At 56.3% G+C, this 26,526-nt stretch carries 23 protein-coding genes; 11 read left to right on the top strand and 12 right to left on the bottom strand.

The window, feature by feature from the left end; genetic code table 11:
- Positions 1–322 precede the first annotated feature (322 nt).
- Positions 323–2,920, top strand: coding sequence for a bifunctional aconitate hydratase 2/2-methylisocitrate dehydratase (gene acnB, locus V6944_RS11975; RefSeq protein WP_185669255.1), 2,598 nt, complete (start codon positions 323–325; stop codon positions 2,918–2,920).
- A gap of 217 nt (positions 2,921–3,137) precedes the next feature.
- Positions 3,138–3,500, top strand: coding sequence for a protein YacL (gene yacL, locus V6944_RS11970; RefSeq protein WP_333499106.1), 363 nt, complete (start codon positions 3,138–3,140; stop codon positions 3,498–3,500).
- Between the two features lie 33 nt (positions 3,501–3,533).
- Here yacL and V6944_RS11965 read toward each other — a convergent pair whose 3' ends face one another.
- Complete coding sequence (locus tag V6944_RS11965) at positions 3,534–3,881, bottom strand: YacC family pilotin-like protein (RefSeq protein WP_035891920.1); 348 nt, start codon at positions 3,879–3,881, stop codon at positions 3,534–3,536.
- A 143-nt stretch (positions 3,882–4,024) separates the two neighbouring features.
- On the opposite strand from V6944_RS11965, the gene cueO reads away from it, so the two are divergent.
- Together cueO and V6944_RS11955 are read left to right on the top strand one after the other, a co-directional pair.
- Complete coding sequence (cueO, locus tag V6944_RS11960; protein WP_333499105.1) at positions 4,025–5,611, top strand: multicopper oxidase CueO; 1,587 nt, start codon at positions 4,025–4,027, stop codon at positions 5,609–5,611.
- A 123-nt stretch (positions 5,612–5,734) separates the two neighbouring features.
- The gene (locus V6944_RS11955; RefSeq protein ID WP_333499104.1) at positions 5,735–6,259 is read left to right on the top strand and encodes a hypothetical protein; all 525 of its coding nucleotides are present in this window, start codon (positions 5,735–5,737) and stop codon (positions 6,257–6,259) included.
- Between the two features lie 69 nt (positions 6,260–6,328).
- Here V6944_RS11955 and V6944_RS11950 read toward each other — a convergent pair whose 3' ends face one another.
- Positions 6,329–8,719 carry a glucose/quinate/shikimate family membrane-bound PQQ-dependent dehydrogenase gene (locus V6944_RS11950; RefSeq protein WP_333499103.1) on the bottom strand — a complete coding sequence of 797 codons (2,391 nt, stop codon included), beginning with the start codon at positions 8,717–8,719 and terminating at the stop codon, positions 6,329–6,331.
- A gap of 204 nt (positions 8,720–8,923) precedes the next feature.
- On the opposite strand from V6944_RS11950, the gene hpt reads away from it, so the two are divergent.
- On the top strand, positions 8,924–9,460 hold the full coding sequence (gene hpt / locus V6944_RS11945) for a hypoxanthine phosphoribosyltransferase (protein WP_035891924.1): 537 nt from the start codon (positions 8,924–8,926) through the stop codon (positions 9,458–9,460).
- A 90-nt stretch (positions 9,461–9,550) separates the two neighbouring features.
- On the opposite strand, the gene can is transcribed toward hpt, so the two are convergent.
- Entirely contained in the window at positions 9,551–10,213 is a 663-nt protein-coding gene (gene can, locus V6944_RS11940) for a carbonate dehydratase (protein WP_333499102.1), read from the bottom strand.
- A 101-nt stretch (positions 10,214–10,314) separates the two neighbouring features.
- Between can and V6944_RS11935 the strand changes: the two genes are divergently transcribed.
- From V6944_RS11935 to V6944_RS11920, 4 genes are all read left to right on the top strand, one after another.
- The gene (locus tag V6944_RS11935; RefSeq protein ID WP_185669250.1) at positions 10,315–11,241 is read left to right on the top strand and encodes an ABC transporter ATP-binding protein; all 927 of its coding nucleotides are present in this window, start codon (positions 10,315–10,317) and stop codon (positions 11,239–11,241) included.
- Positions 11,238–12,008, top strand: coding sequence for an ABC transporter permease (locus tag V6944_RS11930; RefSeq protein WP_035891927.1), 771 nt, complete (start codon positions 11,238–11,240; stop codon positions 12,006–12,008). The genes V6944_RS11935 and V6944_RS11930 overlap by 4 nt, the downstream gene beginning before the upstream one ends.
- Before the next feature lie 110 nt (positions 12,009–12,118).
- Positions 12,119–12,559 (top strand): PTS sugar transporter subunit IIA, encoded by a 441-nt coding sequence (locus V6944_RS11925; protein ID WP_333499101.1) that lies wholly within the window; start codon positions 12,119–12,121, stop codon positions 12,557–12,559.
- Between the two features lie 63 nt (positions 12,560–12,622).
- Positions 12,623–13,852, top strand: a complete 1,230-nt coding sequence (locus tag V6944_RS11920; protein WP_333499100.1) for a polysaccharide deacetylase family protein — start codon at positions 12,623–12,625, stop codon at positions 13,850–13,852.
- Positions 13,853–13,884: 32 nt separating this feature from the next.
- On the opposite strand, the gene panD is transcribed toward V6944_RS11920, so the two are convergent.
- The 9 genes from panD to thpR form a co-directional block, all read right to left on the bottom strand.
- Positions 13,885–14,265, bottom strand: coding sequence for an aspartate 1-decarboxylase (gene panD, locus V6944_RS11915; RefSeq protein ID WP_035891933.1), 381 nt, complete (start codon positions 14,263–14,265; stop codon positions 13,885–13,887).
- A gap of 253 nt (positions 14,266–14,518) precedes the next feature.
- Positions 14,519–15,367 carry a pantoate--beta-alanine ligase gene (gene panC / locus V6944_RS11910; RefSeq protein ID WP_333499099.1) on the bottom strand — a complete coding sequence of 283 codons (849 nt, stop codon included), beginning with the start codon at positions 15,365–15,367 and terminating at the stop codon, positions 14,519–14,521.
- Between the two features lie 11 nt (positions 15,368–15,378).
- The gene (gene panB / locus V6944_RS11905; protein ID WP_333499098.1) at positions 15,379–16,170 is read right to left on the bottom strand and encodes a 3-methyl-2-oxobutanoate hydroxymethyltransferase; all 792 of its coding nucleotides are present in this window, start codon (positions 16,168–16,170) and stop codon (positions 15,379–15,381) included.
- Between the two features lie 118 nt (positions 16,171–16,288).
- Positions 16,289–16,768, bottom strand: a complete 480-nt coding sequence (gene folK / locus V6944_RS11900) for a 2-amino-4-hydroxy-6-hydroxymethyldihydropteridine diphosphokinase (RefSeq protein WP_333499097.1) — start codon at positions 16,766–16,768, stop codon at positions 16,289–16,291.
- Positions 16,765–18,162, bottom strand: a complete 1,398-nt coding sequence (gene pcnB / locus V6944_RS11895; RefSeq protein ID WP_333499234.1) for a polynucleotide adenylyltransferase PcnB — start codon at positions 18,160–18,162, stop codon at positions 16,765–16,767. Before pcnB ends, folK begins: the two co-directional genes overlap by 4 nt.
- 55 nt (positions 18,163–18,217) lie before the next feature.
- Complete coding sequence (gene gluQRS / locus V6944_RS11890; RefSeq protein WP_333499096.1) at positions 18,218–19,114, bottom strand: tRNA glutamyl-Q(34) synthetase GluQRS; 897 nt, start codon at positions 19,112–19,114, stop codon at positions 18,218–18,220.
- A gap of 69 nt (positions 19,115–19,183) precedes the next feature.
- Positions 19,184–19,639, bottom strand: a complete 456-nt coding sequence (dksA, locus tag V6944_RS11885; RefSeq protein WP_035891939.1) for an RNA polymerase-binding protein DksA — start codon at positions 19,637–19,639, stop codon at positions 19,184–19,186.
- 156 nt (positions 19,640–19,795) lie between these two features.
- Positions 19,796–20,518, bottom strand: a complete 723-nt coding sequence (sfsA, locus tag V6944_RS11880; RefSeq protein ID WP_333499095.1) for a DNA/RNA nuclease SfsA — start codon at positions 20,516–20,518, stop codon at positions 19,796–19,798.
- Between the two features lie 12 nt (positions 20,519–20,530).
- The gene (thpR, locus tag V6944_RS11875) at positions 20,531–21,064 is read right to left on the bottom strand and encodes an RNA 2',3'-cyclic phosphodiesterase (RefSeq protein WP_333499094.1); all 534 of its coding nucleotides are present in this window, start codon (positions 21,062–21,064) and stop codon (positions 20,531–20,533) included.
- Between the two features lie 73 nt (positions 21,065–21,137).
- Between thpR and hrpB the strand changes: the two genes are divergently transcribed.
- Both hrpB and mrcB read left to right on the top strand, forming a co-directional pair.
- A complete protein-coding gene (hrpB, locus tag V6944_RS11870) occupies positions 21,138–23,567 on the top strand; it encodes an ATP-dependent helicase HrpB (RefSeq protein ID WP_333499093.1) in 2,430 nt (809 codons plus the stop codon).
- Positions 23,568–23,739: 172 nt separating this feature from the next.
- Entirely contained in the window at positions 23,740–26,277 is a 2,538-nt protein-coding gene (gene mrcB / locus V6944_RS11865) for a bifunctional glycosyl transferase/transpeptidase (protein WP_333499092.1), read from the top strand.
- Positions 26,278–26,526 lie beyond the last annotated feature (249 nt).

Genomic DNA, 26,526 nt, shown 5'->3' with positions numbered 1-26,526 from the left:
GAGGGGAAAACGGTCTGTTTACGGCGTGATTATTGCCCGCTTATCGTCCTCTTAGATGTCATACTTTCATAACAAAATGTTTAATACCCTGGCCATTCGATGGTTTTTTTTCATCGTAAAAAGGCTTTTTTTAATCTGTTATATCAACATTAACGATTCAGCAAATATTTAATGTTGCTTTTTTGTAAACAGATTAACACCCTCCAGAAATCCTGCTATGCTGGCCTCGCGGTACCGGGCTTTTACCCTACAAACTGCTGTCTCACAGGAGCGTGAAGAGATCGCCGACCGCATATGACAATGAGAGCGAGGAGATACCGTCGTGCTAAAAGAATACCGTGAGCACGTAGCTGAGCGTGCCGCCGAAGGGATTGTTGCCAAACCCTTAGATGCTACCCAAATGGCCGCGCTGGTTGAGCTGCTGAAGAACCCGCCTGCTGGCGAAGAAGAATTCCTGTTAGACCTGTTAACCAACCGTGTGCCGCCGGGCGTTGATGAAGCCGCCTACGTTAAAGCGGGTTTCCTCGCTGCCGTCGCAAAAGGCGAAGCCACCTCCCCACTGGTTACCCCAGAAAAAGCCATCGAACTGTTAGGCACCATGCAGGGTGGTTACAACATCCATCCGCTGATTGATGCCCTGGACGATGCGAAACTGGCCCCGATTGCTGCCAAAGCGCTGTCCCATACCCTGCTGATGTTCGATAACTTCTACGACGTAGAAGAGAAAGCCAAAGCGGGCAACGCCTACGCTAAACAGGTTGTTCAGTCCTGGGCTGATGCCGAATGGTTCCTGAATCGTCCTGCGCTGGCAGACAAAATCACCGTTACCGTCTTCAAAGTCACCGGTGAAACCAACACCGATGACCTGTCTCCGGCGCCGGATGCCTGGTCTCGCCCGGATATCCCTCTGCACGCCCTGGCGATGCTGAAAAACGCCCGTGAAGGCATTGACCCGGATCAGCCGGGTGCCGTTGGCCCGATCAAGCAGATCGAAGCGCTGCAGCAGAAAGGTTTCCCTCTCGCCTACGTGGGCGACGTTGTGGGTACCGGTTCTTCCCGTAAATCGGCGACTAACTCCGTACTGTGGTTCATGGGTGACGATATCCCTCATGTGCCGAACAAACGCGGCGGCGGCCTGTGCCTCGGCGGCAAAATTGCACCTATCTTCTTCAACACCATGGAAGATGCGGGCGCGCTGCCAATTGAAGTGGACGTTTCCAACCTGAACATGGGCGACGTGATTGACGTGTACCCGTTCAAAGGCGAAGTGCGTAACCACGAAACCGACGAGCTGCTGGCAACCTTCGAACTGAAAACCGACGTACTGATCGACGAAGTACGCGCCGGTGGCCGTATCCCGCTGATTATCGGTCGTGGCCTGACTACCAAAGCGCGTGAAGCGCTGGGTCTGCCGCACAGCGACGTATTCCGTCAGGCAAAAGACGTGGCGGAAAGCAGCCGCGGCTTCTCTCTGGCCCAGAAAATGGTCGGCCGCGCCTGTGGCGTGAAAGGTATTCGTCCGGGCGCATACTGCGAACCGAAGATGACCTCCGTAGGTTCTCAGGATACTACCGGCCCGATGACCCGTGATGAACTGAAAGACCTGGCGTGCCTGGGCTTCTCTTCTGACCTGGTAATGCAGTCCTTCTGTCACACTGCCGCGTATCCTAAGCCGGTAGACGTGACCACGCACCACACGCTGCCAGACTTCATCATGAACCGTGGCGGTGTCTCCCTGCGTCCGGGCGACGGCGTTATCCACTCCTGGCTGAACCGTATGTTGCTGCCAGATACCGTGGGTACCGGCGGTGATTCTCATACCCGTTTCCCAATCGGTATCTCTTTCCCGGCGGGCTCTGGTCTGGTGGCGTTTGCCGCAGCGACCGGCGTCATGCCGCTGGATATGCCTGAATCTGTACTGGTTCGCTTCAAAGGTAAAATGCAGCCGGGTATCACCCTGCGTGACCTGGTTCATGCGATTCCGCTGTATGCGATTCGTCAGGGCCTGCTGACCGTTGAGAAGAAAGGTAAGAAAAACATCTTCTCTGGCCGCATCCTGGAAATCGAAGGTCTGCCGGATCTGAAAGTTGAGCAGGCGTTCGAGCTGACCGATGCCTCTGCAGAGCGTTCCGCTGCGGGCTGTACCATCAAGCTGAACAAAGAGCCAATCGTTGAGTACCTGACCTCCAACATCGTTCTGCTGAAGTGGATGATCGCGGAAGGCTACGGCGACCGTCGTACGCTGGAACGTCGTGTACAGGGCATGGAAAAATGGCTGGCGGATCCGCAACTGCTGGAAGCTGATGCTGACGCAGAATACGCGGCGGTGATCGACATCGATCTGGCTGACATTAAAGAGCCAATTCTGTGTGCACCAAACGATCCGGACGACGCGCGTCTGCTGTCTGACGTGCAGGGCGAGAAGATCGACGAAGTGTTCATCGGTTCCTGCATGACCAACATCGGCCACTTCCGTGCTGCCGGTAAGCTGCTGGATAACCATAAAGGCCAGCTGCCGACCCGCCTGTGGGTGGCTCCGCCAACTCGTATGGATGCGGCTCAGCTGACCGAAGAAGGTTACTACAGCGTGTTCGGTAAGAGCGGTGCGCGTATTGAGATCCCTGGCTGCTCCCTGTGTATGGGTAACCAGGCGCGCGTGGCTGACGGTGCGACGGTCGTTTCGACCTCAACCCGTAACTTCCCGAACCGTTTAGGTACCGGTGCGAACGTCTTCCTGGCGTCCGCAGAGCTGGCAGCAGTTTCGGCGCTTATCGGTAAGCTGCCAACTCCGGAAGAGTACCAGACCTTCGTGGCTCAGGTTGATAAGACGGCGGTGGATACCTACCGTTACCTGAACTTCGACCAGCTCTCTCAGTACACCGAGAAAGCGGACGGCGTGATCTTCCAGACCGCAGTATAACATTGTAGCCCGGACGAGGCGCGTAAGCGCCGACTCCGGGAGCTCTCCCGGCGGCGCTACGCTTGGCCGGGCTACGAAAAAAGGCGAGAGTTTGAACTCTCGCCTTTTTTATTTTCCATTCCTCCCGCCGCTACGCTTTTTTTATTCCTTGGGACTGCGATAATTACCTATAGGTACAATGCAGCGGTGACGCATTGCCTTTGTAGAGGAACAGATTATGGATTATGAATTTCTGCGTGACGTTACCGGAGGGGTAAAAGTACGTATGTCGATGGGCCACGAAGTGGTCGGTCACTGGTTTAATGAAGAGGTCAAAGACAACCTCTCGCTACTGGACGAAGTCGAACAGGCTGCACGTACCGTCAAAGGCAGCGAACGCTCATGGCAGCGCGCGGGGCATGAATACACCCTGTGGCTGGACGGCGAAGAAGTGATGGTTCGCGCCAATCAGCTGGAGATTTCCGGCGATGAGATGGAAGAGGGGATGAGCTACTACGATGAAGAGAGCTTGTCACTGTGCGGCGTTGAGGACTTTTTGCAGGTCGTTGCCGCTTACCGTGAGTTTATGCAGCAGCGCTAACGGATGCGGAGCCTGAGGGCTCCGCGACGCGCATTATTTCACGTAGGCCAGCAGGCTCAACGAGTCGCGAGCCAGCGCTTTGCACTTCTTCGAGGTAGGAATGCCGATGCCGCTGAGATCGCGGTAGCTGTCTTCACCCAACGCCTTCATGTTAAAGGTGTCGTAATTGCTGAGATCCCACTGATTTTGCTGAGCAAAAAAGACCAATGCGCGACGAATTTGCGTGTTCGGTAGATTCTGGTAACCACAGTCGTTTTTCAGGAAGACAAATACCGCCGTGAGATCGGCCATATCTTCTGCTTCAGACTCGCTTAAAGCATAACTGGAACTGGACATCGCCAGCAGCGATCCAAGCAGTACCGTTCGGAAAAACGTCTTCATTTCTTCTACCTTACATCGTCGATATTCAACGTTAACATACTTCCAGAAGCGGCGGGAGGCTTTCTTAAAGCTTTCTGCTTGACCTTCCCGCAGGGGTAGGGTTTAAGCTCAATTAATCACCAGAAGCCGAAAAGGATGTAACGATGCATCGTCGTGATTTTATCAAACTCAGCGCCGCTATCGGCGTTGCCAGCGCCTTGCCTCTGTGGAGCCGTGCGGTATTCGCCGCCGAGCGCACCATGCTTCCCATTCCTCCCTTACTTGCCGCCGACGCGAATAATCAGATCTTGCTGACCGTTCAGGCCGGAAAGACGTCGTTTGCTGGAAAAACGGCGACAACCTGGGGCTACAACGGCAGCCTGTTAGGACCCGCTATTCAGCTACAGCAGGGTAAACCTATTACGGTGAAAATTAACAACACCCTGCCGGAAGCGACCACCGTGCACTGGCACGGTCTGGAAGTGCCGGGTGACGTTGACGGTGGCCCCCAGGGGGTTATCCAACCGGGCGGCAGCCGAACCGTCACGTTTACGCCAACTCAGCGCGCGGCAACCTGCTGGTTCCACCCACATCAGCACGGTCAAACTGGCCGACAGGTAGCGATGGGGCTGGCAGGCCTCGTGCTCATCGAAGATGAAGATAGCCAGAAGCTGATGTTACCGAAGCAGTGGGGCATCGATGATGTGCCGGTGATTATGCAGGACAAAAGATTTACCGCCGCCGGTGAGATTGACTATCAGCTGGATGTGATGAGCGCCGCGGTGGGCTGGTTTGGCGATACGCTGCTGACCAACGGCGTAACTTATCCGCAGCATACGCCGCCAAGAGGCTGGCTGCGCCTGCGTCTGTTGAACGGCTGTAACGCACGTTCGCTGACCATCGCGACCAGCGATAAGCGCCCGATGTATGTCGTCGCCAGCGACGGCGGGCTGTTGGCCGAGCCGGTGAAAGTGAGTGAACTGCCGATGCTGATGGGCGAACGCTTTGAAGTGCTGGTGGATGCGCGTGATGACAAACCGTTCGATCTCCTGACTCTCCCGGTGACGCAGATGGGCATGGCCGTCGCACCGTTCGATAAGGCGGTGCCGGTGCTGCACGTTCAGCCTATCGGTATTCCTGGGTCGGCAACGCTGCCGGACACTCTCGTATCAATGCCTGCGCTGCCGTCGCTCGACGGGCTAACTGAACGTAAGCTCCAGCTGTCGATGGACCCAATGCTCGATATGATGGGCATGCAGGCGTTGATGAAGAAGTATGGTAATCAGGCGATGGGCGGCATGGATCACGGCAGCATGATGGGCCACGGCGGGATGAAAATGGACCACGGTGGCATGAAAATGGATCACGGCGGAATGGGCAATATGCACCACGGCGACGGCGGGTTTGATTTCCACAACGCTAACCGTATCAACGGTAAAGCGTTCGATATGAACGTGCCGATGTTTGCTGCGGCCAAAGGGCAGTATGAGCGCTGGATCATTTCCGGCGAGGGCGACATGATGCTGCACCCGTTCCACATTCACGGCACTCAGTTCCGCATACTGCGTGAGAACGGTCAGCCACCGGCGGCGCACCGTGCAGGCTGGAAGGATACGGTTCGCGTTGAAGGCGGCGTCAGCGAGGTGCTGGTGAAATTTGACCATAGTGCCCCGAAAGAGCAGGCCTATATGGCGCACTGCCACCTGCTGGAGCATGAAGATACCGGCATGATGCTCGGCTTTACCGTTTAAATATCCACCGGATAGCGGCCCCGCTATCCGGTAACCCTCTGGGGTAGAAACAGATTTTTGCCATAACATTCAGTGAACGTTCTCGCTATACTCCAGTGGTTAAACATTAATCACGAGGTAAGAATGGCTATCTTTGGTAAGGCTCTGGCAGCCTCTTTTGTCATGCTGGTGGCGGTGTCGGCGCACGCTGACATGAAGATGGAACGGAAAGATATTCCTGAATTAAAGCTGAGCATCGACATCCCGCAGACGCTTACGCCGATGTCAGACGACATGGCGAAAATTAAATACCCTTCTGAAAACCGCCCGCAGGTGATCTATGGCGATGAACGCGGTAAAGCATCTTTAGGCCTCAGCAACGGCCGTCATGCGTTGCCCGCAGATAAGCTCGACGTGGCAAAGGATGCGACGCTGAAAATGCTGAATAATTTTAAACCGAAGGCGGAAGCGGTCACGGTGGATGGGCATAAGGCGTGGTTGATTACCTTCCGCTCTCAGGCACCGGATACTGACATTTTGAATATGCTGCTGGTGACGTCAGAAAACGATAAGGCCGTGCAGGCCGCGTTTAACATGACAAAAGATTTGGAAGGGCAGTATAAGGATGTGGCCAGGGCTTCGCTGCTGTCGATTAAGTTTGATAAGTAAATCGGCCGGGCCACAACATTCGTAGCCCGGGCGAGGCGTTTACGCCGACCCCGGGGTCGGCGCTAACGCTTACTTCACGTCGTCAGGTAACGCATAGGCAACGATGTAATCACCCATCTTCGTACCAAACGATCCGTGACCGCCTGCGGAAATGACCACGTACTGCTTGCCATTCACCTCATAGGTCATCGGCGTCGCCTGACCGCCTGCTGGCAGACGACCCTGCCACAGTTTCTCACCGTTGCTCATGTTGTAAGCACGCAGGTAGTTATCGGCGGTGGCGGCGATAAACAGCACGTTACCGGCCGTGGAGATTGGGCCACCCAGCATTGGCATACCCATATTGAACGGCAGCGGAACCGGCAGTGGGAACGGCAGGCTATCCTGCGGTGTACCCAGACGTTTTTTCCACACCACTTCGTTAGTTTTCAGATCCAGCGCTGAGATATAACCCCAGGCTGGCTGTTTGCACGGCAGGCCAAACGGTGACAGGAACGCGTTCAGCGTCACGCCAAACGGCACGCCGTACTGCGGCTGAATACCAGACTCGGTACCGCTCGACTTCGCATCCTTTGGTGGTTCCATCGGGTTGCCAGGACCGCGTGGGATCAGCTTCGACACGAACGGCAGCGCCATCGGGTTAGCAATCGCCACCTGGCGGTTAGGGTCAACGGAGATGCCGCCCCATTCGAACATCCCCAGGTTACCTGGGAACACCAGTGTGCCCTGCTCAGACGGCGGGGTGAAGATGCCTTCATAGCGCAACTGATGGAACATTACGCGGCACACCAGTTGGTCGAACATGGTGGCGCCCCACATGTCCGCACCGGTCAGATCTTTCTTCGGACGGAAGCTCAGATCGGAGAACGGCTGGGTTTTGGTGACGTAGTCGCCTTTGGCTGCACCCTGAGGAACCGGTTTTTCCGGTGCCGGCACAACCAGTTCGCCGTTACGGCGGTCGAGCACGAAGATATTACCGGTTTTCGCCGGGGCGTAGATTACCGGTACTGTCTTACCGTCAACGCTGATATCTGCCAGCGTTGGCTGGGACGGCATGTCCATATCCCACAGGTCGTGGTGAACGGTCTGGTAGCTCCAGGCAAGCTTACCGGTGGTGGCATTCAGCGCCACAATTGAGCTCGCGTAGCGTTCCTGCTCTGGCGTACGGTTGCCACCCCAGATATCCGGTGTGGTCACGCCCATCGGCAGATAGACCAGATCCAGCTTCGCATCATAGGCCGCTGGCGCCCAGGAGTTCGGCGAGTTGAAGGTATAATGCGAACCCGCTGGCGGGATAGCGTTTGGATCTTTTGCACCCGGGTCAAACGCCCACAGCAGCTTACCGCTGTTAACGTCAAAGCCGCGAATAACGCCAGATGGCTCACGGGTCGAGAAGTTATCGGTGACTGCACCGGCAATTACGATGACTTTATCGGTGATAATCGGCGGTGAAGTCGGTTCGTACATACCCGGCGTGGTGACCGGCATGTCGGTTTGCAGATTGAGAATGCCTTTGTTAGCAAAGCTCTCGCATAGCTTACCGGTGTCGGCGTTGAGGGCGAAGATACGGCCATCGTTTACCGGCAGGATAATGCGGCGAGGACAGTCGGCAACCACGTCAGGTGACGCGTTTGCGGCGGTCGCTTCATGGTAAGAGACGCCACGGCAGGTCACGTGCTGGAAGCTAGGGTCAGTGCCGAGTTGCGGGTCAAAGTGCCATTTCTCTTTACCGGTCGCTGCATCCAGGGCAAACACGCGCTGGTGAGCGGTACAGAGGTAGAGCATATTACCAATCTTGATCGGGGTGACTTCGTTAGTGATTTCACCCGGATCGTTTGGCTGCTTCAGGTCGCCGGTGCGGAATACCCAGGCTTCCTTCAGGTTATGTACGTTGTCGGCATTAATCTGCTTCAACGGCGAGAAGCGCTGGCCTTCCTGGTTACGCCCATAGGCTGGCCAGTCCTGGTCTGCGACCTGAGAGATTGGCTCGGCCGGTGTGGCGTCTGCGCTCAGCGTCCCGTTCACCTCCTGCGGGTCGTGGAAACCGGCCCAGGTGAGGATACCGGCGCTGATAATCAGCGCGACGAGCAGCGCCGCGACGGCTCCGCTTGACGGCACCACCAGACGGCGCCAGACAAACGGCAAAATCAGCCAGACGCCGAAGATAACCAGCACGTCGCTGCGCGGTGTGAGTGCCCAGAAGTCGAAGCCGACTTCCCACACGCCCCATACCATGGTTGCCAGCAGCAGTACGGCGTAAAGCCACAGTGCTGAACGCTTAGCGCGCCAGAGCTGTGCCGTAATGCCCAGCATCACCAGGCCAGCGATAGGGTAGTACCAGGAACCCCCAATCGCGACCAGCCATACGCCGCCAATCAGTAGATACAAGCCGCAGAACGCCGCAAAGAGGGCGGTTAGCCTCCCGAGCAGTCCTGGACGTTGATGATTTGTTTCAGCCATAGAAAAGTGTCCGTTTGTTTGTTAATTATTGCTTTCATTTCATTATAGGATTTAACAAGTGTGATCGAAATCACAAATTGAGCTTTATTATCGAATTAGCCGCGTCAATCGTTTTGCTGGTATACTTTCACGCTTGCTGATCAACCTCGCGGCTCTGGGTTAACGGGTTGAGTGATTTACATTTAAAATCATGTGGTTAGTTAAATGAAACATACTGTTGAAGTGATGATCCCGGAAGCGGAGATCAAGGCGCGTATCGCTGAACTGGGTCGTCTGATTAACGAGCGTTATAAAGACAGCGGTAGCGAAATGGTGTTAGTCGGTCTGCTGCGCGGCTCGTTCATGTTCATGGCTGACCTGTGCCGTGAAGTACAGGTTCCGCACGAAGTCGATTTTATGACGGCATCCAGCTATGGCAGCGGTATGTCCACCACCCGCGACGTGAAAATCCTCAAAGATCTCGATGAAGATATCCGCGGTAAAGATGTGCTGATCGTTGAAGACATCATCGACTCCGGCAATACGCTGTCGAAAGTGCGTGAGATTCTGAGCCTGCGTGAGCCGAAGTCGCTGGCAATTTGTACGCTGCTGGATAAACCAACCCGTCGCGAAGTTGAAGTGCCGGTTGAGTTTGTCGGCTTCTCCATCCCGGACGAATTCGTGGTGGGTTACGGTATTGACTATGCTCAGCGCTATCGCCATCTGCCATATGTTGGCAAAGTGGTGCTGTTAGACGAGTAAGTTTGCAGGTAGCCCGGACGAGGCGGAACGCCGACTCCGGGACACGCCCGACGTCACTGCGTTCGGCCGGGCGACAAGGGATGATTTCCCTTACTTATGATTGATATGCTTTAACTTGAGGTTGGAAATCCCGTGGCGGTAACGCTGCTCGAGGGTTTCGCGGCTGACAGCGGTTACATCGAGATCGCGCAGTAGGCCGTCGTGAATACCGTATGCCCAACCGTGAATCATCACCTTTTGCCCACGTTTCCATGCCGATTGCATAATCGTCGAGTGGCCCAGGTTGTAGACCTGCTCCATCACGTTCAGCTCGCATAGCGTATCCATACGGCGTTCCGGCGGCATCTCGCCCAGCAATGAACTATGTTTGAACCAGATATCGCGAATGTGTAGCAGCCAGTTGTCGATTAACCCCAGTTCCGGGTTTTCAACCGCCGCCTGTACGCCACCACAGCCATAGTGTCCGCAGATAATAATGTGTTCAACTTCCAGCACATCAACGGCATACTGCACCACGGAAAGGCAGTTGAGATCGGTGTGGATAACCAGGTTTGCGACGTTACGGTGAACGAACAGTTCGCCAGGCTCAAGCCCGGTCAGACGTTCGGCGGGGACGCGGCTGTCAGAACAGCCAATCCATAAAAAACGGGGTTTTTGTGCTTGGGACAGTTTTTCAAAAAAACCGGGATCCTCTTCTATCAGCATCTTTGACCATAGTGCATTGTTGCTGATGAGTGTATCTATGTCGTTCATGGAAGCGGTAACCCAGTAATTTTCGTTGGGTTAATATAGGGCAACTCCTGATTTATTAAAACTAAATATCAAGTATCAGAATGTAAGGTAAGCGAAAATCTATGACCATTGCACTGGAATTAGAGCAACTGACAAAGACTTATCCTGGCGGCGTACAGGCGCTGCGTGGGATCGATCTGCAAGTCGAAGCCGGTGATTTCTACGCGCTTCTGGGGCCGAACGGGGCGGGTAAATCGACGACCATCGGGATTATCAGTTCGCTGGTGAATAAAACCTCCGGGCGCGTGAGCGTATTTGGTTATGACCTGCAAAAAGATGTGGTCAACGCCAAACGCCAGCTCGGGCTGGTGCCGCAGGAGTTCAACTTCAACCCGTTTGAAACCGTGCAGCAAATCGTCGTGAACCAGGCGGGCTACTACGGCGTTGAGCATAAAGAAGCGGTCATCCGCAGCGAAAAATACCTGAAGCAGCTCGATTTGTGGGAAAAACGCAACGAACGCGCGCGGATGCTCTCCGGTGGGATGAAACGTCGCCTGATGATTGCCCGTGCGCTGATGCACGAGCCGAAGCTGCTGATCCTCGACGAACCGACCGCCGGCGTAGACATTGAGCTGCGCCGTTCCATGTGGGGCTTCCTCAAAGATCTTAACGATAAAGGCACCACCATCATTCTGACCACTCACTATCTGGAAGAGGCAGAAATGCTGTGCCGTAATATCGGCATCATCCAGCGCGGTGAACTGGTAGAGAACACCTCGATGAAAGCGTTGCTCTCTAAGCTGAAGTCAGAAACCTTTATTCTCGACCTGGCGCCGAAAAGCCCGCTGCCGAAGCTCGAAGGTTACAAGCACACGCTGGTGGATACCTCGACGCTGGAAGTCGAAGTGCTGCGCGAGCAGGGGATTAACAGCGTCTTTGCGCAGTTGAGTGCGCAGGGCATCCAGGTACTGAGTATGCGTAACAAAGCGAACCGCCTTGAAGAGCTGTTTGTGTCGCTGGTTCATGAAAAACAAGGAGATCGCGCATGATGCAGCTTTACTGGGTTGCGCTGAAAAGCATCTGGGCAAAAGAGATCCACCGCTTTATGCGTATCTGGATCCAGACGCTGGTGCCGCCTGTCATCACCATGACGCTGTACTTTATTATCTTCGGCAACCTGATCGGCTCCCGTATTGGTGAAATGCACGGCTTTACCTACATGCAGTTTATCGTGCCGGGCCTGATCATGATGGCGGTGATCACCAACGCTTATGCCAACGTGGCCTCGTCGTTCTTTAGCGCCAAGTTCCAGCGCAATATTGAAGAGCTGCTGGTGGCACCAGTGCCAACGCACGTCATCATCGCTGGGTTTGTCGGCGGCGGCGTGGCGCGCGGCCTGTGCGTGGGGATTCTGGTGACGGCGATTTCGCTGTTCTTCGTGCCGTTCCAGGTTCACTCGTGGGTGTTCGTGGCGCTGACGCTGATACTGACCGCGGTGCTGTTCTCGCTTGCCGGCCTGCTTAACGCGGTTTTCGCCAAGACCTTCGATGACATCAGCCTGATCCCTACCTTCGTGCTGACGCCGCTGACCTACCTCGGCGGGGTGTTCTATTCGCTGACGCTGCTGCCGCCGTTCTGGCAGGGGCTGTCGCACCTGAACCCGATCGTCTACATGATTAGCGGCTTCCGCTACGGCTTCCTCGGCATTAACGATGTCCCGCTGGTCACCACGTTTGGCGTGCTGGTGGTGTTCATCGCGGCGTTTTACCTGCTGTGCTGGTATCTCATCCAGCGCGGCCGCGGCCTGCGCAGCTAATCGTGCTGCATTTCCCGGCAGGTAAACCTGCCGGGAACCGTTCTTTGACAGTCATCACCCCTATTTATTGATTGCTCGGCTAAACTGCTTGCCTGCTAAGGAGGTAAGCGATGTTAGGTTGGGTCATTTCCTGCCATGACGACAAAGCACAGGAATTGCTTGATCGTCTGGAAAAAAAATATGGACCGCTGCCACAGTGCCGGGCAGTCAATTACTGGCGAGGCCAGAGCTCAAATATGCTCAGCCGCATGATGTGCGACGCGCTGCATCAGACCGATTCCGGCGACGGGGTTATCTTTCTCACCGATAGCGCGGGCGCCGCTCCCTATCGCGTGGCGGCGCTGATGAGCCATAAGCACAGCGGTTGCGAAGTGATCGCGGGCATCCATTATTCATTAATCGAGCAAATGATTCCTCTGCGGGATTCCCTCAGCAGCAGTGACTTTTGTGAGCGCATTGTGGCGCTGGGTTCGCCCGGAGTAACCAGCCTGTGGCATCAGCAGCAGAAAAATCCGCCGTTTGTTCTACTACATGATCTGTATGAGTCTTAAACATTGGTATTGATGTAGCTTTTGTTACAATAGTAGAGTCGTTTCCCGCTTCGGTTACTGCTCATGGCTATACGTTCGGTTGTTTTCCTGCTGTTTTTCCTCGCCGGTAGCGTCGCTGCCGCGCTGCCAACGCGTTATATGCAGACGACGGAAGACGCCGCTATCTGGGCACGTATCGGCAATAAAACCATGACCGTCGGCAACCTGCGTGCCGGGCAAATCATCGCCATTGAGCCGGACGTGGAAGATTACTACACCTTTAGCTTCGGCTTCGGTAAAGGCTTTATCGATAAGGGGCACCTTGAGCCGGTACAGGGGAAGCAGCGCGTTGAAGATGGGCTGGGCGATTTAAACAAGCCGCTGAGCAATCAGAACCTGGTCACCTGGAAAGATACGCCTGTCTACAACGCCCCGGATATTGGCAGCGCGCCGTTTGGTACGCTGGCGGAGAACTTGCGCTATCCGGTTATCAACAAGCTGAAAGACCGCCTCAATCAGACCTGGTATCAGATTCGCATTGGTGAACGTCTGGCCTATATCAGCGCGCTGGACGCTCAGGTGGATAACGGCATTCCGGTCATCACCTATCACCATATTCTGCGCGATGAAGAGAACACCCGTTTTCGTCATACCTCTACCACGACTTCGGTACGCGCCTTTAGCAACCAGATGACCTGGCTGCGCGATATGGGCTATACCACGCTGACCATGTATCAGCTTGAGGATTACGTCCATAACCGTACCAATTTACCTGCTCGTGCGGTGGTGATTACCTTCGATGATGGGCTGAAGTCGGTTAGTCGCTACGCCTACCCGATACTCAAGCAGTACGGTTTTAAAGCCACGGCGTTTATTATCACCTCGCGTATTAAGCGTCACCCGCAGAAGTGGGCGCCGAAGTCGCTGCAATTTATGAGCGTTTCCGAACTGGAGGAGATTAAAGACGTCTTTGATTTCCAGTCACACACCCATTTCCTGCACCGGGTGGATGCGCTGCGTCGGCCAATTCTGCTGAGCCGTAGCTATCACAATATCCTGTTTGATTTTGCGCACTCGCGACGGGCATTGTCGCAGTTCAATCCGCACGTGCTGTACCTGTCATACCCGTTTGGCGGCTATAACGCGACGGCGATACAGGCGGCGGGCGATGCCGGTTTTCATCTGGCAGTGACGACGGTGAAAGGGAAGGTGAAGCCGGGGGATAATCCGATGCTGTTGAAGCGTCTGTATATTCTGCGGACGGATTCGCTGGAAACGATGTCGCGGTTAATCAGCAACCAACCGCAGGGATAAACAAGCGCTCCGCCGTGACGGAGCGCTCGGTATTACGCAACCTGAACCGGGATGGCTTTCGCGGTGCGTTTCATCTCGTTGTCGCCTTCGAAGTAAGCTACGTTCGGGCGCCAGGTACGGGCTTCTTCATCACTCATGGTCACGAAGCTCGCGATGATGACGATGTCGCCTACGTCAGCGTTGTGCGCCGCAGCGCCGTTGACGGAGATGATTTTAGAACCGCGTTCAGCCGCGATGGCGTAGGTGGAGAAACGCTTGCCGTTGTTCACGTTCCAGATATCAATGGCTTCGTTTTCCAGAATACCGGCGGCGTCGAGGAAGTCCTGGTCAATCGCGCAGGAGCCTTCATAGTGCAGGTCAGCATGCGTCACTTTCACGCGGTGGAGTTTGCCCTGCAGCATTGTGCGAATCATAGCGTCTACCTTTAATTCTTAACGGAAACAAAGCAGTTCGCGACTGCTTTGAGAAATTTCGCAGGCAGTATTGCCCGATTTATACCAGGTGTCCATATGCGATTAACCTTGCTTACGATTAATTGCGCATCGTCACGCATAACCTGCTGCAAACGGTATTGTCTTGCAGAATGTCCCCCGGCGGCGCTTCGCTTGGCCGGGCTACAATCTGGTAGCCCGGCCAAGCGAAGCGCCGCCGGGAAAGGCACGAAAACTACAGATCCACGCTCTGGTTATCAATCAGACGCGCTTGGCCCAGCCATGCCGCCATCAGGATCACCGCGCGTTTGCTGCTGTCGGTCAGGTCGAGCAGGGTATCCGCGTCGCGAATCTGGATATCATCGGCGCGGAAGCCTTTCTCGTTCAGCTCCTGCTCGGCGATAGCAATCATCTCTCCCTGGTCACGCTCACCGGCCTTCAGTTTTTCCGCCACGCGGCTCATCACCTTGTACAGGCCCGGCGCGATTTTACGCTGCTCGGCGGTGAGGTAACCGTTGCGGGAACTGAGTGCCAGACCGTCTTTGGCGCGGATAATCGGCACGCCGACGATCTCAATGTCGTAGCCAAGGTCGGCCACCATCTTGCGGATCAACGCTAGCTGCTGGAAGTCTTTCTCACCGAAACAGGCGATATCCGGCTGGATCAGGTTGAGCAGCTTGCTGACGATGGTCGAGACGCCGCGGAAGTGTCCCGGACGGCTTGCGCCTTCCAGCATGGTTGAGAGGCCCGGTACGTCGACGAAGGTCTGGCTTTCGGTACCCTGCGGATAGATTTCCGCTTCCGACGGCGCAAAAACGAAATCGACTTTACGTTTGTTCAGCTTCTCGCAGTCTTCCTGCAGCGTACGCGGGTAGCGCGCCAGGTCCTCGACACGGTCGAACTGCATCGGGTTAACGAAGATGCTGACTACCACTACGTCCGCACGGGTTTTGGCTTCTTCAACCAGCGTCATATGGCCGTCGTGCAGGTTACCCATGGTGGGAACCAGCGCAACGCGCTTACCTTCCTGACGCAGACGACGGATATGCTGGCGCAGCAGCGGCAGGGTTTCAATAATCAGCACAACATGACTCCTTAATGGAAACTATGTTCTTCGCCCGGATACGCCCCGGACTCGACTTCCGCCATATACTGCCGTACCGCGGCGCGCATGTCGCCCGCTTCGGCGAGGAAGTTTTTGGCAAATTTAGGAATATGGCCGCCGGTGATGCCGAACGCATCGTGCATCACGAGGATCTGCCCGTCGGTGACGTTGCCAGCACCGATGCCGATAACCGGAATCGCCAGCGCTTCGGTGATGCGTTTTGCCAGCTCAACCGGTACGCACTCCAGCACCAGCAGCTGCGCGCCTGCGGCTTCCAGCGCCAGCGCATCGTCGAGCAGAACCTGACCCGCGTCACCGCGCCCCTGTACCTTATAGCCACCGAAGATGTTGACCGACTGTGGCGTCAGCCCCAGGTGACCGCATACCGGTACGGCGCGGTCGGTCAGCATTTTCACGGTATCAACCAGCCAGGCGCCGCCTTCAATCTTGACCATATTGGCGCCAGCACGCATGACCGCTGCGGCGTTTTCAAACGCCTGTTCCGGCGTGGCGTAGGCCATAAACGGCAGATCGGACAGCAGCAGGCAGTGTGGCGCGCCGCGACGAACGGCGCGGGTGTGGTAGGCGATGTCTTCAACGGTCACCGGCAGCGTGGAATCGTGGCCCTGCACGGTCATGCCAAGAGAGTCGCCAACCAGCATCACGTTGATACCTTCATCTGCGAACAGTTTGGCAAAGCTGTAGTCGTATGCCGTGATGGTCGCGAAGCGTTTTTTCTCTTGTTTGCATTTCTGCAATAAAGCGATGGTGGTCGGTTTCATAATAATCCCTGATGGTAAGATCGTATTACCCGGCATTCTAACAGCCGAAATCGGGGGGGCAATGACTTTAGGCAAACGATACCAGGTAGCGCAGGGATCGCTAAAAAAGGAGGGCGCGCTACCAGCGCGCTGGGCAGTTTTCCGCCAGTACATCAAGGCGCTGACGCAGGCTGACACCATCCGGGAAGATAAGCGTTGGGGCAATTTCGAACAGCGGCCACAGCATAAAGCCGCGGTTGTACATGTCATAGTGTGGGACGGTCAGATTATCGGTATGAATAATATCCTGACCAAACAGCATGATGTCTAAATCGAGGGTCCGCGGCCCCCAGCGTTCGGCTTTGCGCTGACGCCCCTGCTGCAGCTCGATACGCTGGGTATGGCTGAGCAGCACATCGGCGGCGAGCGTGGTTTCCAGCGCCACGGCGGCGTTCAGGTAATCAGGCTGATCCTGAGGGCCGAGCGGTGGCGTACGGTAGAACGCGGAGACGGCAACGACCCGGCTTTCCGGGATCGCACCGAGTGCCTCAACGGCAGCGTTCACCTGCTCCAGCGGAGAGGCGAGGTTGCTGCCGATGGCGATATAAGCGACGGTCACGCACTGCCCTCACGGCGCGGTGCGCGTTTGCGCGGACGGCGGTGACGACGGCGGGTATCGGGTTCATCGCCCAGTTCATTGAGCATATCTTTTTGTGCCGGTGGTGCAACCACCTGGAACTTGCCCCACCATTGGGTCAGACGCTGCAGCTCGCCGTTGTGCTCGGCTTCGGCACGCAGGGCAAGGAGATCGTAGGCAGCACGGAATTTTGGATGCTCCATCAGCTTCCAGGCGCGTTTACCCTGACGACGGGACATCCGCAGCTGCAGCTGCCAGATATCACGCACCAGCGTGGTAATACGTTTTGGAATCGCCAGCGAACGGCAGGCTTCATCCAGCACCTCGTTCATGGCCAGCGCGAAGGCATCGTAATAGGCCAGCCCGCTCTCCTGAGCGATTTTCTGCGCCATCTCCAGCAGCGGATACCAGAACATCGCGGCGAACAGGAACGCCGGGTTAACGCGCATATCGTTATGAATGCGGGTATCGGTGTTCTTCAGCACCTGGGAGATGATGCGTTCCATCGGGCTATCGCCGTCTTCAGTGAAGTAGCGGGTGATGGTCGGGAACAGCGGCTGGAACAGATTGTATTCGCGCAGCAGCTTATAGGTTTCGAAGCCGTAGCCTGCCTGCAGCAGTTTAAGCGCTTCTTCGAACAGGCGCGCCGGCGGCACGTCGTTCATCAAGGTTGCTAGACGTGGAATAGGTTCAGCGGTTTCCGGGCTGATGCGCATATCCAGCTTCGCGGCAAAACGCACGGCGCGCAGCATACGCACCGGGTCTTCGCGGTAGCGGGTTTCCGGGTCTCCAATCAGGCGGATCACGCCGTCAATCAGATCCTGCATACCGCCAACGTAGTCACGAACGGTGAAGTCCGCCACGCTGTAGTACAGGCTGTTAATGGTGAAGTCGCGGCGCTGGGCATCTTCTTCGATGGAACCGAAAATGTTATCACGCAGCAGCATGCCGTTTTGTCCACGCTGTGAGGTGGCACGGTCGGACTGGCCGTCTTCGTGGTGACCACGGAAGGTGGCGACTTCGATAATTTCAGGGCCGAACATGACGTGTGCCAGACGGAAGCGGCGACCGACCAGGCGGCAGTTGCGGAACAACTTGCGAACCTGGTCAGGCGTGGCGCTGGTGGTCACGTCGAAATCTTTGGGTTTTTTGCCTAGCAGCAGGTCACGAACGCCGCCGCCAACGAGGTAAGACTCGTAGCCTGCTTTGTTCAGACGATAAAGAACCTTGAGGGCGTTCTCGCTGATATCTTTGCGTGAAATAGCGTGCTGCTCGCGCGGAATAACAGTCATAGCAGGTTTAGCGACGGCGTTTTCAGCCTCGCTCTCCTCACGGCTCAGCACCTTGCGGCAAAAATTAGCGACTCGGGTAAAAATGGTGCACCTCGGTAATATCTGACTTTGGGACAAAAAAATAGCGACTAATCATAGCTCAGCATAACGCATTTGAGAATGGCGGATTGATCTTCACCATTTCAGGCACTTTGGTCAGAGACCATTTTGTGACGGCATTACGCAGTAATTCTGCCGTGTTGAAATCCTGCCATTGCGCCGGAATATCCTGGCCTAGAAAGCGTAGCGCCTCGATAAGGACGGGACGAGGATCGCCGGTTGGTAGGGCAGGTGCATGATTTTGCTTCGAAAGTTTAGCACCTTCTTCATTCAATGCCAGCGGCAGATGAATATAGTCCGGCGCCTGCCAGCCAAACTGCTGGTAGAGCGAAATCTGTCGCACGGTGGGTTCAATCAAATCCGCGCCGCGAACGATTTCGGTGACCCCCTGAAACTGATCATCGACCACCACCGCGAGATTATAGGCAAACAAACCATCACGACGATGAATAATGAAATCTTCACGGGCAAGATGTTCGTCGGCCTTGATCGTGCCGCGCAACAGGTCGGTGAATTCGGTCACCGGATGCGTCTGGCGTAGGCGAAGGGCTGCGTTCTCAGGGCCGTGGTTGAGGTCACGGCAGTGGCCATCGTAAGTGCCACCAATGCTCTGGATGCGCGCGCGAGTGCAGGTGCAGTAGTAGCACAGGTTCTGGCTTTTCAGCCACGCGAGGGCTTCACGATAGGCATCATGCCGCTGCGACTGCCAGAGAACGTCGCCGTCCCAATGCAGGCCGTAATGTTCCAGCTGATGCAAAATAGTGGCTGCAGCACCGGGAACTTCACGAGGTGGATCGATATCTTCGATGCGAACTCGCCAGATACCCTGCTGAGCACGAGCTTGTAGATAGCTTCCCAGTGCGGCAATCAGCGAACCAAAATGCAGTTCACCGGAAGGGGAAGGGGCAAAGCGCCCAATATAGGGTTGTGTTGACATGTTTATAGCAATAAAAAAACAACAAGGCGGGAGAGATTCCCGCCTTGAAGTGAGAGCGTTAGCGTTCTATCAACCTGCCATCTGCTTTTCGCGGATTTCTGCCAGCGTTTTGCAGTCAATGCACAGGTCGGCCGTTGGGCGCGCTTCCAGACGACGGATACCAATTTCTACGCCGCAGGATTCGCAATAGCCGAAATCTTCATCTTCGACTTTTTTCAACGTCTTCTCGATCTTTTTGATCAGTTTACGTTCACGATCGCGGTTACGCAGTTCGAGGCTGAACTCTTCTTCCTGCGCGGCACGGTCTACCGGGTCAGGGAAGTTTGCTGCTTCGTCCTGCATGTGAGTAACGGTGCGATCGACTTCATCCCTAAGTTGATTACGCCATGCTTCAAGAATACGTCGGAAGTGCGCCAGCTGGGCTTCGTTCATATACTCTTCGCCCGGTTTCACCTGGTACGGCTCCACCCCTGCGATGGACAGAATACTCAGGGACGATGTTTTACGGTTTTGCCCTTCTTGCATGTTGCTTCTCCTTAACACGCACTATCGATCCCCGTGTTCGGGGGAAAAATCAGGCCGCTATAAATAACAGATGCTTTTCCACATGGCAATTATCTAAACGTAACACTTGACAATGCTGTGAAGAAAAGCGTATTTGCGCCGCAGCCCGAACACTTTCTATGCAGATACCCCCGGTGATAACGCAATGGGTAACGGCGATATCAGAGTCATATTATCGGCAGAAAGTTCCGCTTTATAAGCCAAAATCTCTACCCCCTTTCTCTTTGCTTCAATGAGTAACTCTGCGTATTTAGCATCAATATGGTGTGCAGGAGAGAAATATTCAATGGCTGAGTGCAAGATAGTAAACAGTAAAACAGCGCGTTCGCCCCTGGCGACAACGCCCATCAGCTCGCGTAAATGCTTCTGTCCGCGCACGGTCACCGCATCCGGAAAGTAACCAAATTCATTTTCCGCAAGTGTGACTGACTTCACTTCAATATAGCAGTTGGGACGATCATCTGCCTGTAACATGATGTCAATTCTGCTGTTTTCTTCACCGTATTTCACTTCGGTTTTCAGGGTGTTGTAGCCGGTGAGTTCGGGAAGACGTTGCGCCAGAATCGCCTCTTTTGCCAGGGTGTTTGCTCGCAGCGTGTTGACGCAGATAAATGCCCCTTGCTGGGTTTGCGTTAATTCCCACGTATGTGAATATTTTCGTTTAGTATTTTCTGAAGTGGAATACCAGACGGTGTCACCTGGCGTCGCGCAACCGGTCATTGCACCGGTATTGGGACAGTGCAGCGTGAAGGTTTCACCTTCGGGGGTGACGACATCGGCGAGAAAGCGTTTGTAGCGTTGAATCAGCGTGGCGTGCTTGAGCGGCGGCGTAAACTTCATACGTTTTCCTTATTATGATTCGCTGAGCGTCCAGCGCTGTAATGGCGTGTATTTTGTGCGTCCCCGGACAAAGCGTGATTCATACAGCACAAATTCGGTCACTGGAAACGTCCAGAGAAAACCAGGGGCGGGAATGGGGACTGCCTGCGCGGCGTTGCGCAGCAGCGTCAGGTGCGGGTGAAACGGCTGCGGGCTTTGGTAACAGCCGCTGCGGGCGGCCTGAGCGCGAAGCATATTGGCGAGCTGCAGCAGCCCGCGTGGCGGTTGGCGCGTGCCGAGCCACACCACGCGCGAGCGCAGCCACTGCCCGGCATCATCCAGATTCAGCGTAAAACCGGGCTGGCGAATACGCCCGGCCATGGCGGCTAGCGCCCGCTGTTTCTCCTCGCTTACCTCGCCCAGAAACGCCAGTGTGACATGCAGATTGGCGGCAACCACGGGGACACCAGCGTCGTCGGCAAAATTATCGGCGCGCCACTGCACCAGCTGCTTTTGGATGGGCTTTGGGATCTCAACGGCGAAAAACAGCCTTTTTGACTCTGACATGGTGGGGACTCGGTTATGAATTGAGGCGATGCTACAATGTCCGCCGTTTAATGTTAACCCTCTGGAGCCATTCGTGTCCCTGTTGCCGGTCGCAAGCATCCTTCCTGAACTCCTTCATGCCTTACAGCAATCGCCGCAGGTGCTGCTGAACGCGCCAACGGGTGCGGGTAAATCCACCTGGCTGCCGCTGCAAATTTTACGCGACGGCGGCATCAATGGGCGCATTTTACTGCTGGAGCCACGCCGTCTGGCGGCCCGCAATGTAGCACAGCGCCTGGCGGAACTGCTGGGTGAGAAGCCGGGAGAAACGGTCGGCTACCGTATGCGTGCGGAAACCTGCGTGGGGCCGACTACCCAGTTAGAGGTCGTGACCGAAGGGATCCTGACGCGTATGATCCAGCACGATCCCGAACTGTCGGGCGTGGGGCTGGTGATCCTTGATGAATTTCACGAACGTAGCCTACAGGCCGACCTCGCGCTGGCGCTGCTGCTGGACGTTCAGCAGGGGCTTCGTGATGACCTCAAGCTGCTGATCATGTCGGCCACCCTTGATAATGACAAGCTGCAGCATCTGCTCCCGGATGCACCGGTGGTTATCTCCGAAGGTCGCGCGTTTCCGGTGGATCGTCGCTATCAGTCGCTGCCTGCGCACCAGCGTTTTGATGAGGCGGTGGCTATGGCGACAGCGGAGTTGTTGCGTCATGAAAGCGGCTCGCTGCTGCTGTTTTTACCGGGGGTTGGCGAAATTCAGCGGGTGCAGAATCATCTGGCGGAGCGTGTAGCCGACGACGTCCTGCTCTGCCCTTTATATGGCGCGCTGCCGCTCAGCGAACAGCGTCAGGCCATTCTTCCCGCCCCATCAGGCAAGCGGAAGGTCGTGCTGGCAACCAATATTGCCGAAACCAGTCTGACCATCGAAGGTATTCGCCTGGTGGTTGACAGCGCGCAGGAACGCGTGGCGCGTTTTGACGTACGTAGCGGGCTGACACGGCTGATAACTCAGCGCATAAGCCAGGCCTCGATGACCCAACGAGCCGGGCGTGCAGGGCGTCTGGAGCCCGGCGTGTGTGTGCACCTGCTGGCAAAAGATCAGGCCGAGCGTGCAGCGGCGCAGAGTGAAGCGGAAATATTGCAAAGCGATCTCTCGTCGCTGCTGCTCGAACTCTTGCAGTGGGGCTGTAACGACCCATCGCAGCTCTGCTGGCTGGATACGCCTCCCGCGGTGAACCTGGCGGCGGCGCGTCGCCTGCTGACGCAGCTTGGCGCGTTGGCCGATGAGCGCTTAACGGCGAAAGGGCAGAAAATGGCTGCGCTGGGGAACGACCCGCGTCTTGCCGCGATGCTGGTGGCGGCGGATAGCGACGATGACGTGGCTACGGCGGCGCGGCTGGCAGCCATTCTGGAAGAGCCTCCGCGCGGCGGCAGCGGCGATTTGATGCAAGCCTTTACCCGTTCGCAGGGGCAGTGGCAGCAGCGAAGCCAACAGCTTTGTAAGCGGCTTAATCGCCGTGCAGGGCAGCCTGACAGCGACGCGATTCCCGCGCTGTTGGCGCAGGGCTTCCCCGACCGCATCGCACGCCGACGCGGACAGGAAGGACGCTATCAGCTCGCCAACGGCATGGGGGCGATGCTAGACGCCGACGATGCGCTGAATCGCCACGAATGGCTGATTGCGCCGCTGCTGCTACAGGGCAATGCCTCGCCGGATGCGCGAATCTTGCAGGCCTGTGCGCTGGATATTGATGCGCTGGTGGCGCGCTGTCCGCAGCTGATTCAACAATCTGACACTATCGAGTGGGATGATACTCAGGGCACGCTGAAAGCGTTGCGTCGTAGCCAGATTGGGCAGTTAACGCTGAGCGTGCGCCCGCTGGCGAAACCGTCGGAAGAGGAGCTGCACCGGGCGATGCTCACCGGCATTCGCGAGAAAGGGTTAAGCGTACTCAACTGGACGAACGAAGCGGAACAGCTACGCTTGCGTCTACAGTGCGCTGCGCGCTGGCTGCCGGAAGATGCGTGGCCTGCGGTGGATGACGCCTCGCTGCTGGCGGCCCTGGAGAGCTGGTTGCTACCGCACATGAGTGGCGTTCACTCGTTGCGCGGATTGAAATCGCTGGATGTTCATCAGGCGCTGCTGGAATGGTTGCCCTGGTCATTACGACAACGTCTGGTGAGTTTGCTGCCAACTCATTACACTGTGCCCACTGGAAGTCGAATCGCCATCCGTTATGATGATGAAAACCCTCCGGCTTTGGCGGTGCGTATGCAGGAGATGTTTGGTGAGGCCAGCACGCCGACTATCGCTGAAGGGCGAGTTGCGCTGGTGTTGGAACTGCTCTCACCGGCGCAGCGTCCGTTGCAGATCACGCGTGATTTAAGCGCGTTCTGGCAAGGGGCGTATCGGGAAGTGCAAAAAGAGATGAAAGGGCGTTATCCGAAGCACGTCTGGCCGGACGATCCGGCAAACACCGCGCCGACGCGGCGGACGAAAAAGTATTCGTGATGGCGCAGTTCCCGGCGTCGCTACGCTCGGCCGGGCTACATCAAAACGTAGCCCGGCCGAGCGAATGCGACGCCGGGGAAAAACTGCGTAAAATTGAGAGATATCTTCTTCTGTCCCGTGGCAGAAGAATTGAGAATCAGGCCTTTATGCCTGAATGTTGCGGAGAGAAAGCATGGCGGGGAATGACCGCGAGCCGATTGGACGTAAAGGCAAGCCTGCACGTCCGGCAAAGCAAAAGGTAAGCCGTCGACAGCTCAGAGACGATGAGTATGACGACGATTATGATGATGATGGCTACGATGATGAAAAACCGCGCTCGCGTAAAGGCGGCGGAAAAGGGAAAAAACCGCGCGGCAAACACCGCTGGTTCTGGTTCCTGGTAAAACTCGGCATCGTTTTTGCCGTGCTGATGGCCATTTACGGCGTGTACCTGGACCAAAAAATCCGTAGCCGCATCGACGGTAAAGTCTGGCAGCTGCCAGCGGCAGTCTATGGCCGCATGGTGAGCCTTGAGCCGGATATGCCGATTAGCAAAAAAGAGATGGTGCAGCTGCTGACGGCGACCCAGTATCGCCAGGTGACGGCGATGACGCGGCCTGGTGAATTTACCGTGCAGGCCAACAGCATTGAGATGATCCGTCGCCCGTTCGATTTCCCGGACAGTAAAGAAGGGCAGGTGCGCGCGCGTCTGACCTTTGATGGCGATCACCTGGAAACTATCGAGAACCTGGACAGCAACCGCCAGTTCGGCTTCTTCCGTCTCGACCCGCGCCTTATCACCATGATGTCCTCGCCAAACGGCGAGCAGCGTCTGTTTGTGCCGCGCAGTGGTTTCCCGGATCTGCTGATCGATACGCTGATCGCCACCGAAGACCGTCACTTCTACGAGCATGATGGTATCAGCTTCTACTCGATGGGCCGTGCGGTGCTGGCGAACCTGACAGCCGGAAGAACGGTGCAGGGGGCGAGTACGCTGACCCAGCAGCTGGTGAAGAACCTGTTCCTTTCCAGCGAACGTTCTTACTGGCGTAAGGCGAACGAAGCCTACATGGCGCTGATCATGGACGCCCGCTACAGCAAAGACCGCATTCTTGAGCTGTATATGAACGAGGTCTACCTCGGTCAGAGCGGCGACAATGAAATCCGCGGCTTCCCGCTGGCGAGCCTCTACTACTTCGGTCGTCCGGTAGAAGAGCTGAGCCTTGACCAACAGGCACTGCTGGTGGGCATGGTGAAAGGGGCCTCGGTCTACAACCCGTGGCGTAACCCGAAACTGGCGCTGGAGCGTCGTAATCTGGTTCTGCGCCTGCTGCAACAGCAGAAGGTTATCGATCAGGAACTGTACGACATGCTGAGCGCGCGTCCGTTGGGCGTGCAGCCGCGCGGTGGGGTGATTTCACCGCAGCCTGCATTTATGCAGATGGTGCGTCAGGAGCTGCAGGCGAAGCTGGGCGATAAGGTGAAAGATCTCTCCGGCGTGAAGATCTTTACCACCTTCGACTCGGTGGCGCAGGATGCCGCAGAAAAAGCGGCGACCGACGGCATTCCGGTACTGAAGAAACAGCGTAAGCTGAGCGACCTTGAAACCGCGATGGTGGTGGTTGACCGCTTCAGCGGCGAAGTGCGCGCGATGGTTGGCGGCGCTGAACCGCAGTTTGCGGGCTACAACCGTGCCATGCAGGCACGTCGTTCGATTGGTTCTCTGGCAAAACCGGCGACCTATCTGACGGCCTTAAGCCAGCCGAACCAGTACCGCCTGAATACCTGGATTGCCGATGCGCCAATTGCGCTGCGTCAGCCGAATGGTCAGGTGTGGTCACCGCAGAACGATGATCGTCGCTACAGCGGTCAGGTGATGCTGGTGGATGCGCTGACGCGTTCCATGAACGTGCCGACCGTTAACCTCGGTATGGCGCTGGGCCTGCCAGCGGTCACCGACACCTGGCTGAAGCTGGGTGCGCCGAAAGATCAGCTCAACGCCGTGCCAGCGATGCTGCTGGGGGCGCTGAACCTGACGCCGATTGAAGTGGCGCAGGCGTTCCAGACCATCGCCAGCGGCGGTAACCGCGCGCCATTGTCGGCGCTGCGTTCGGTGATTGCGGAAGACGGTACCGTGCTGTACCAGAGCTATCCGCAGGCGGAACGTGCCGTTCCGGCGCAGGCGGCTTATCTGACGTTGTGGACCATGCAGCAGGTTGTGCAGCGTGGTACTGGCCGTCAGCTGGGCGCGAAATACCCGAACCTGCATCTGGCAGGGAAAACCGGGACCACCAACAACAACGTCGATACCTGGTTTGCCGGGATTGACGGCCGTGAAGTGGTGATCACCTGGGTAGGTCGCGATAATAACCAGCCGACCAAGCTCTACGGCGCCAGCGGTGCGATGTCTATCTACCAGCGTTATCTGGAGACCCAGTCGCCTATCGCGCTGGATCTGACGCCGCCGGAAGATGTGGTGAACATGGGTGTCGACGACGGCGGTAACTTCGTCTGCGGCGGCGGTGGCACCCGTATGCTGCCGGTCTGGACTACCGACCCGGATTCACTCTGCCAGCAGAGCCAGCAGGCTATCGAGCAGCAGCAGTCAGCGAACCCGTTTGACTCTTCCTCTTCACAGCCTCAGCAGCAGCAACAGCAGCCGCCGGCACAGGAGAAGAAAGACAGCGATGGCGTAGCAGGCTGGATTAAGGATATGTTCGGCGGGAATTAATACCGCCCTGATGGGATCGGTGCCAACCCCGGCGTCACTTCGTTCGTCTGGACTACAGCCGATGTTGTAGCCCGGACGAGGCGTTTACGTCGACTCCGGGATGGCTCGGTACCCCCCACCCCGTACCGTATTAGCACTAAGCCTCTGCGTTGCGCAGAGGCTTTTTTTATCCCTAAGTTTTTTCTTTTCCTTAACGTCGCTTTTTCATCTGTTTAATTCTTAACCCCTTAATTCTGGTAGGGACTTATA

Source organism: Kluyvera sp. CHPC 1.2972 (assembly GCF_036759925.1).
GTDB lineage: Bacteria > Pseudomonadota > Gammaproteobacteria > Enterobacterales > Enterobacteriaceae > Kluyvera.
Note: the sequence above shows the minus strand (reverse complement) of the source record. Positions and strands in the feature narration are given on the sequence as shown.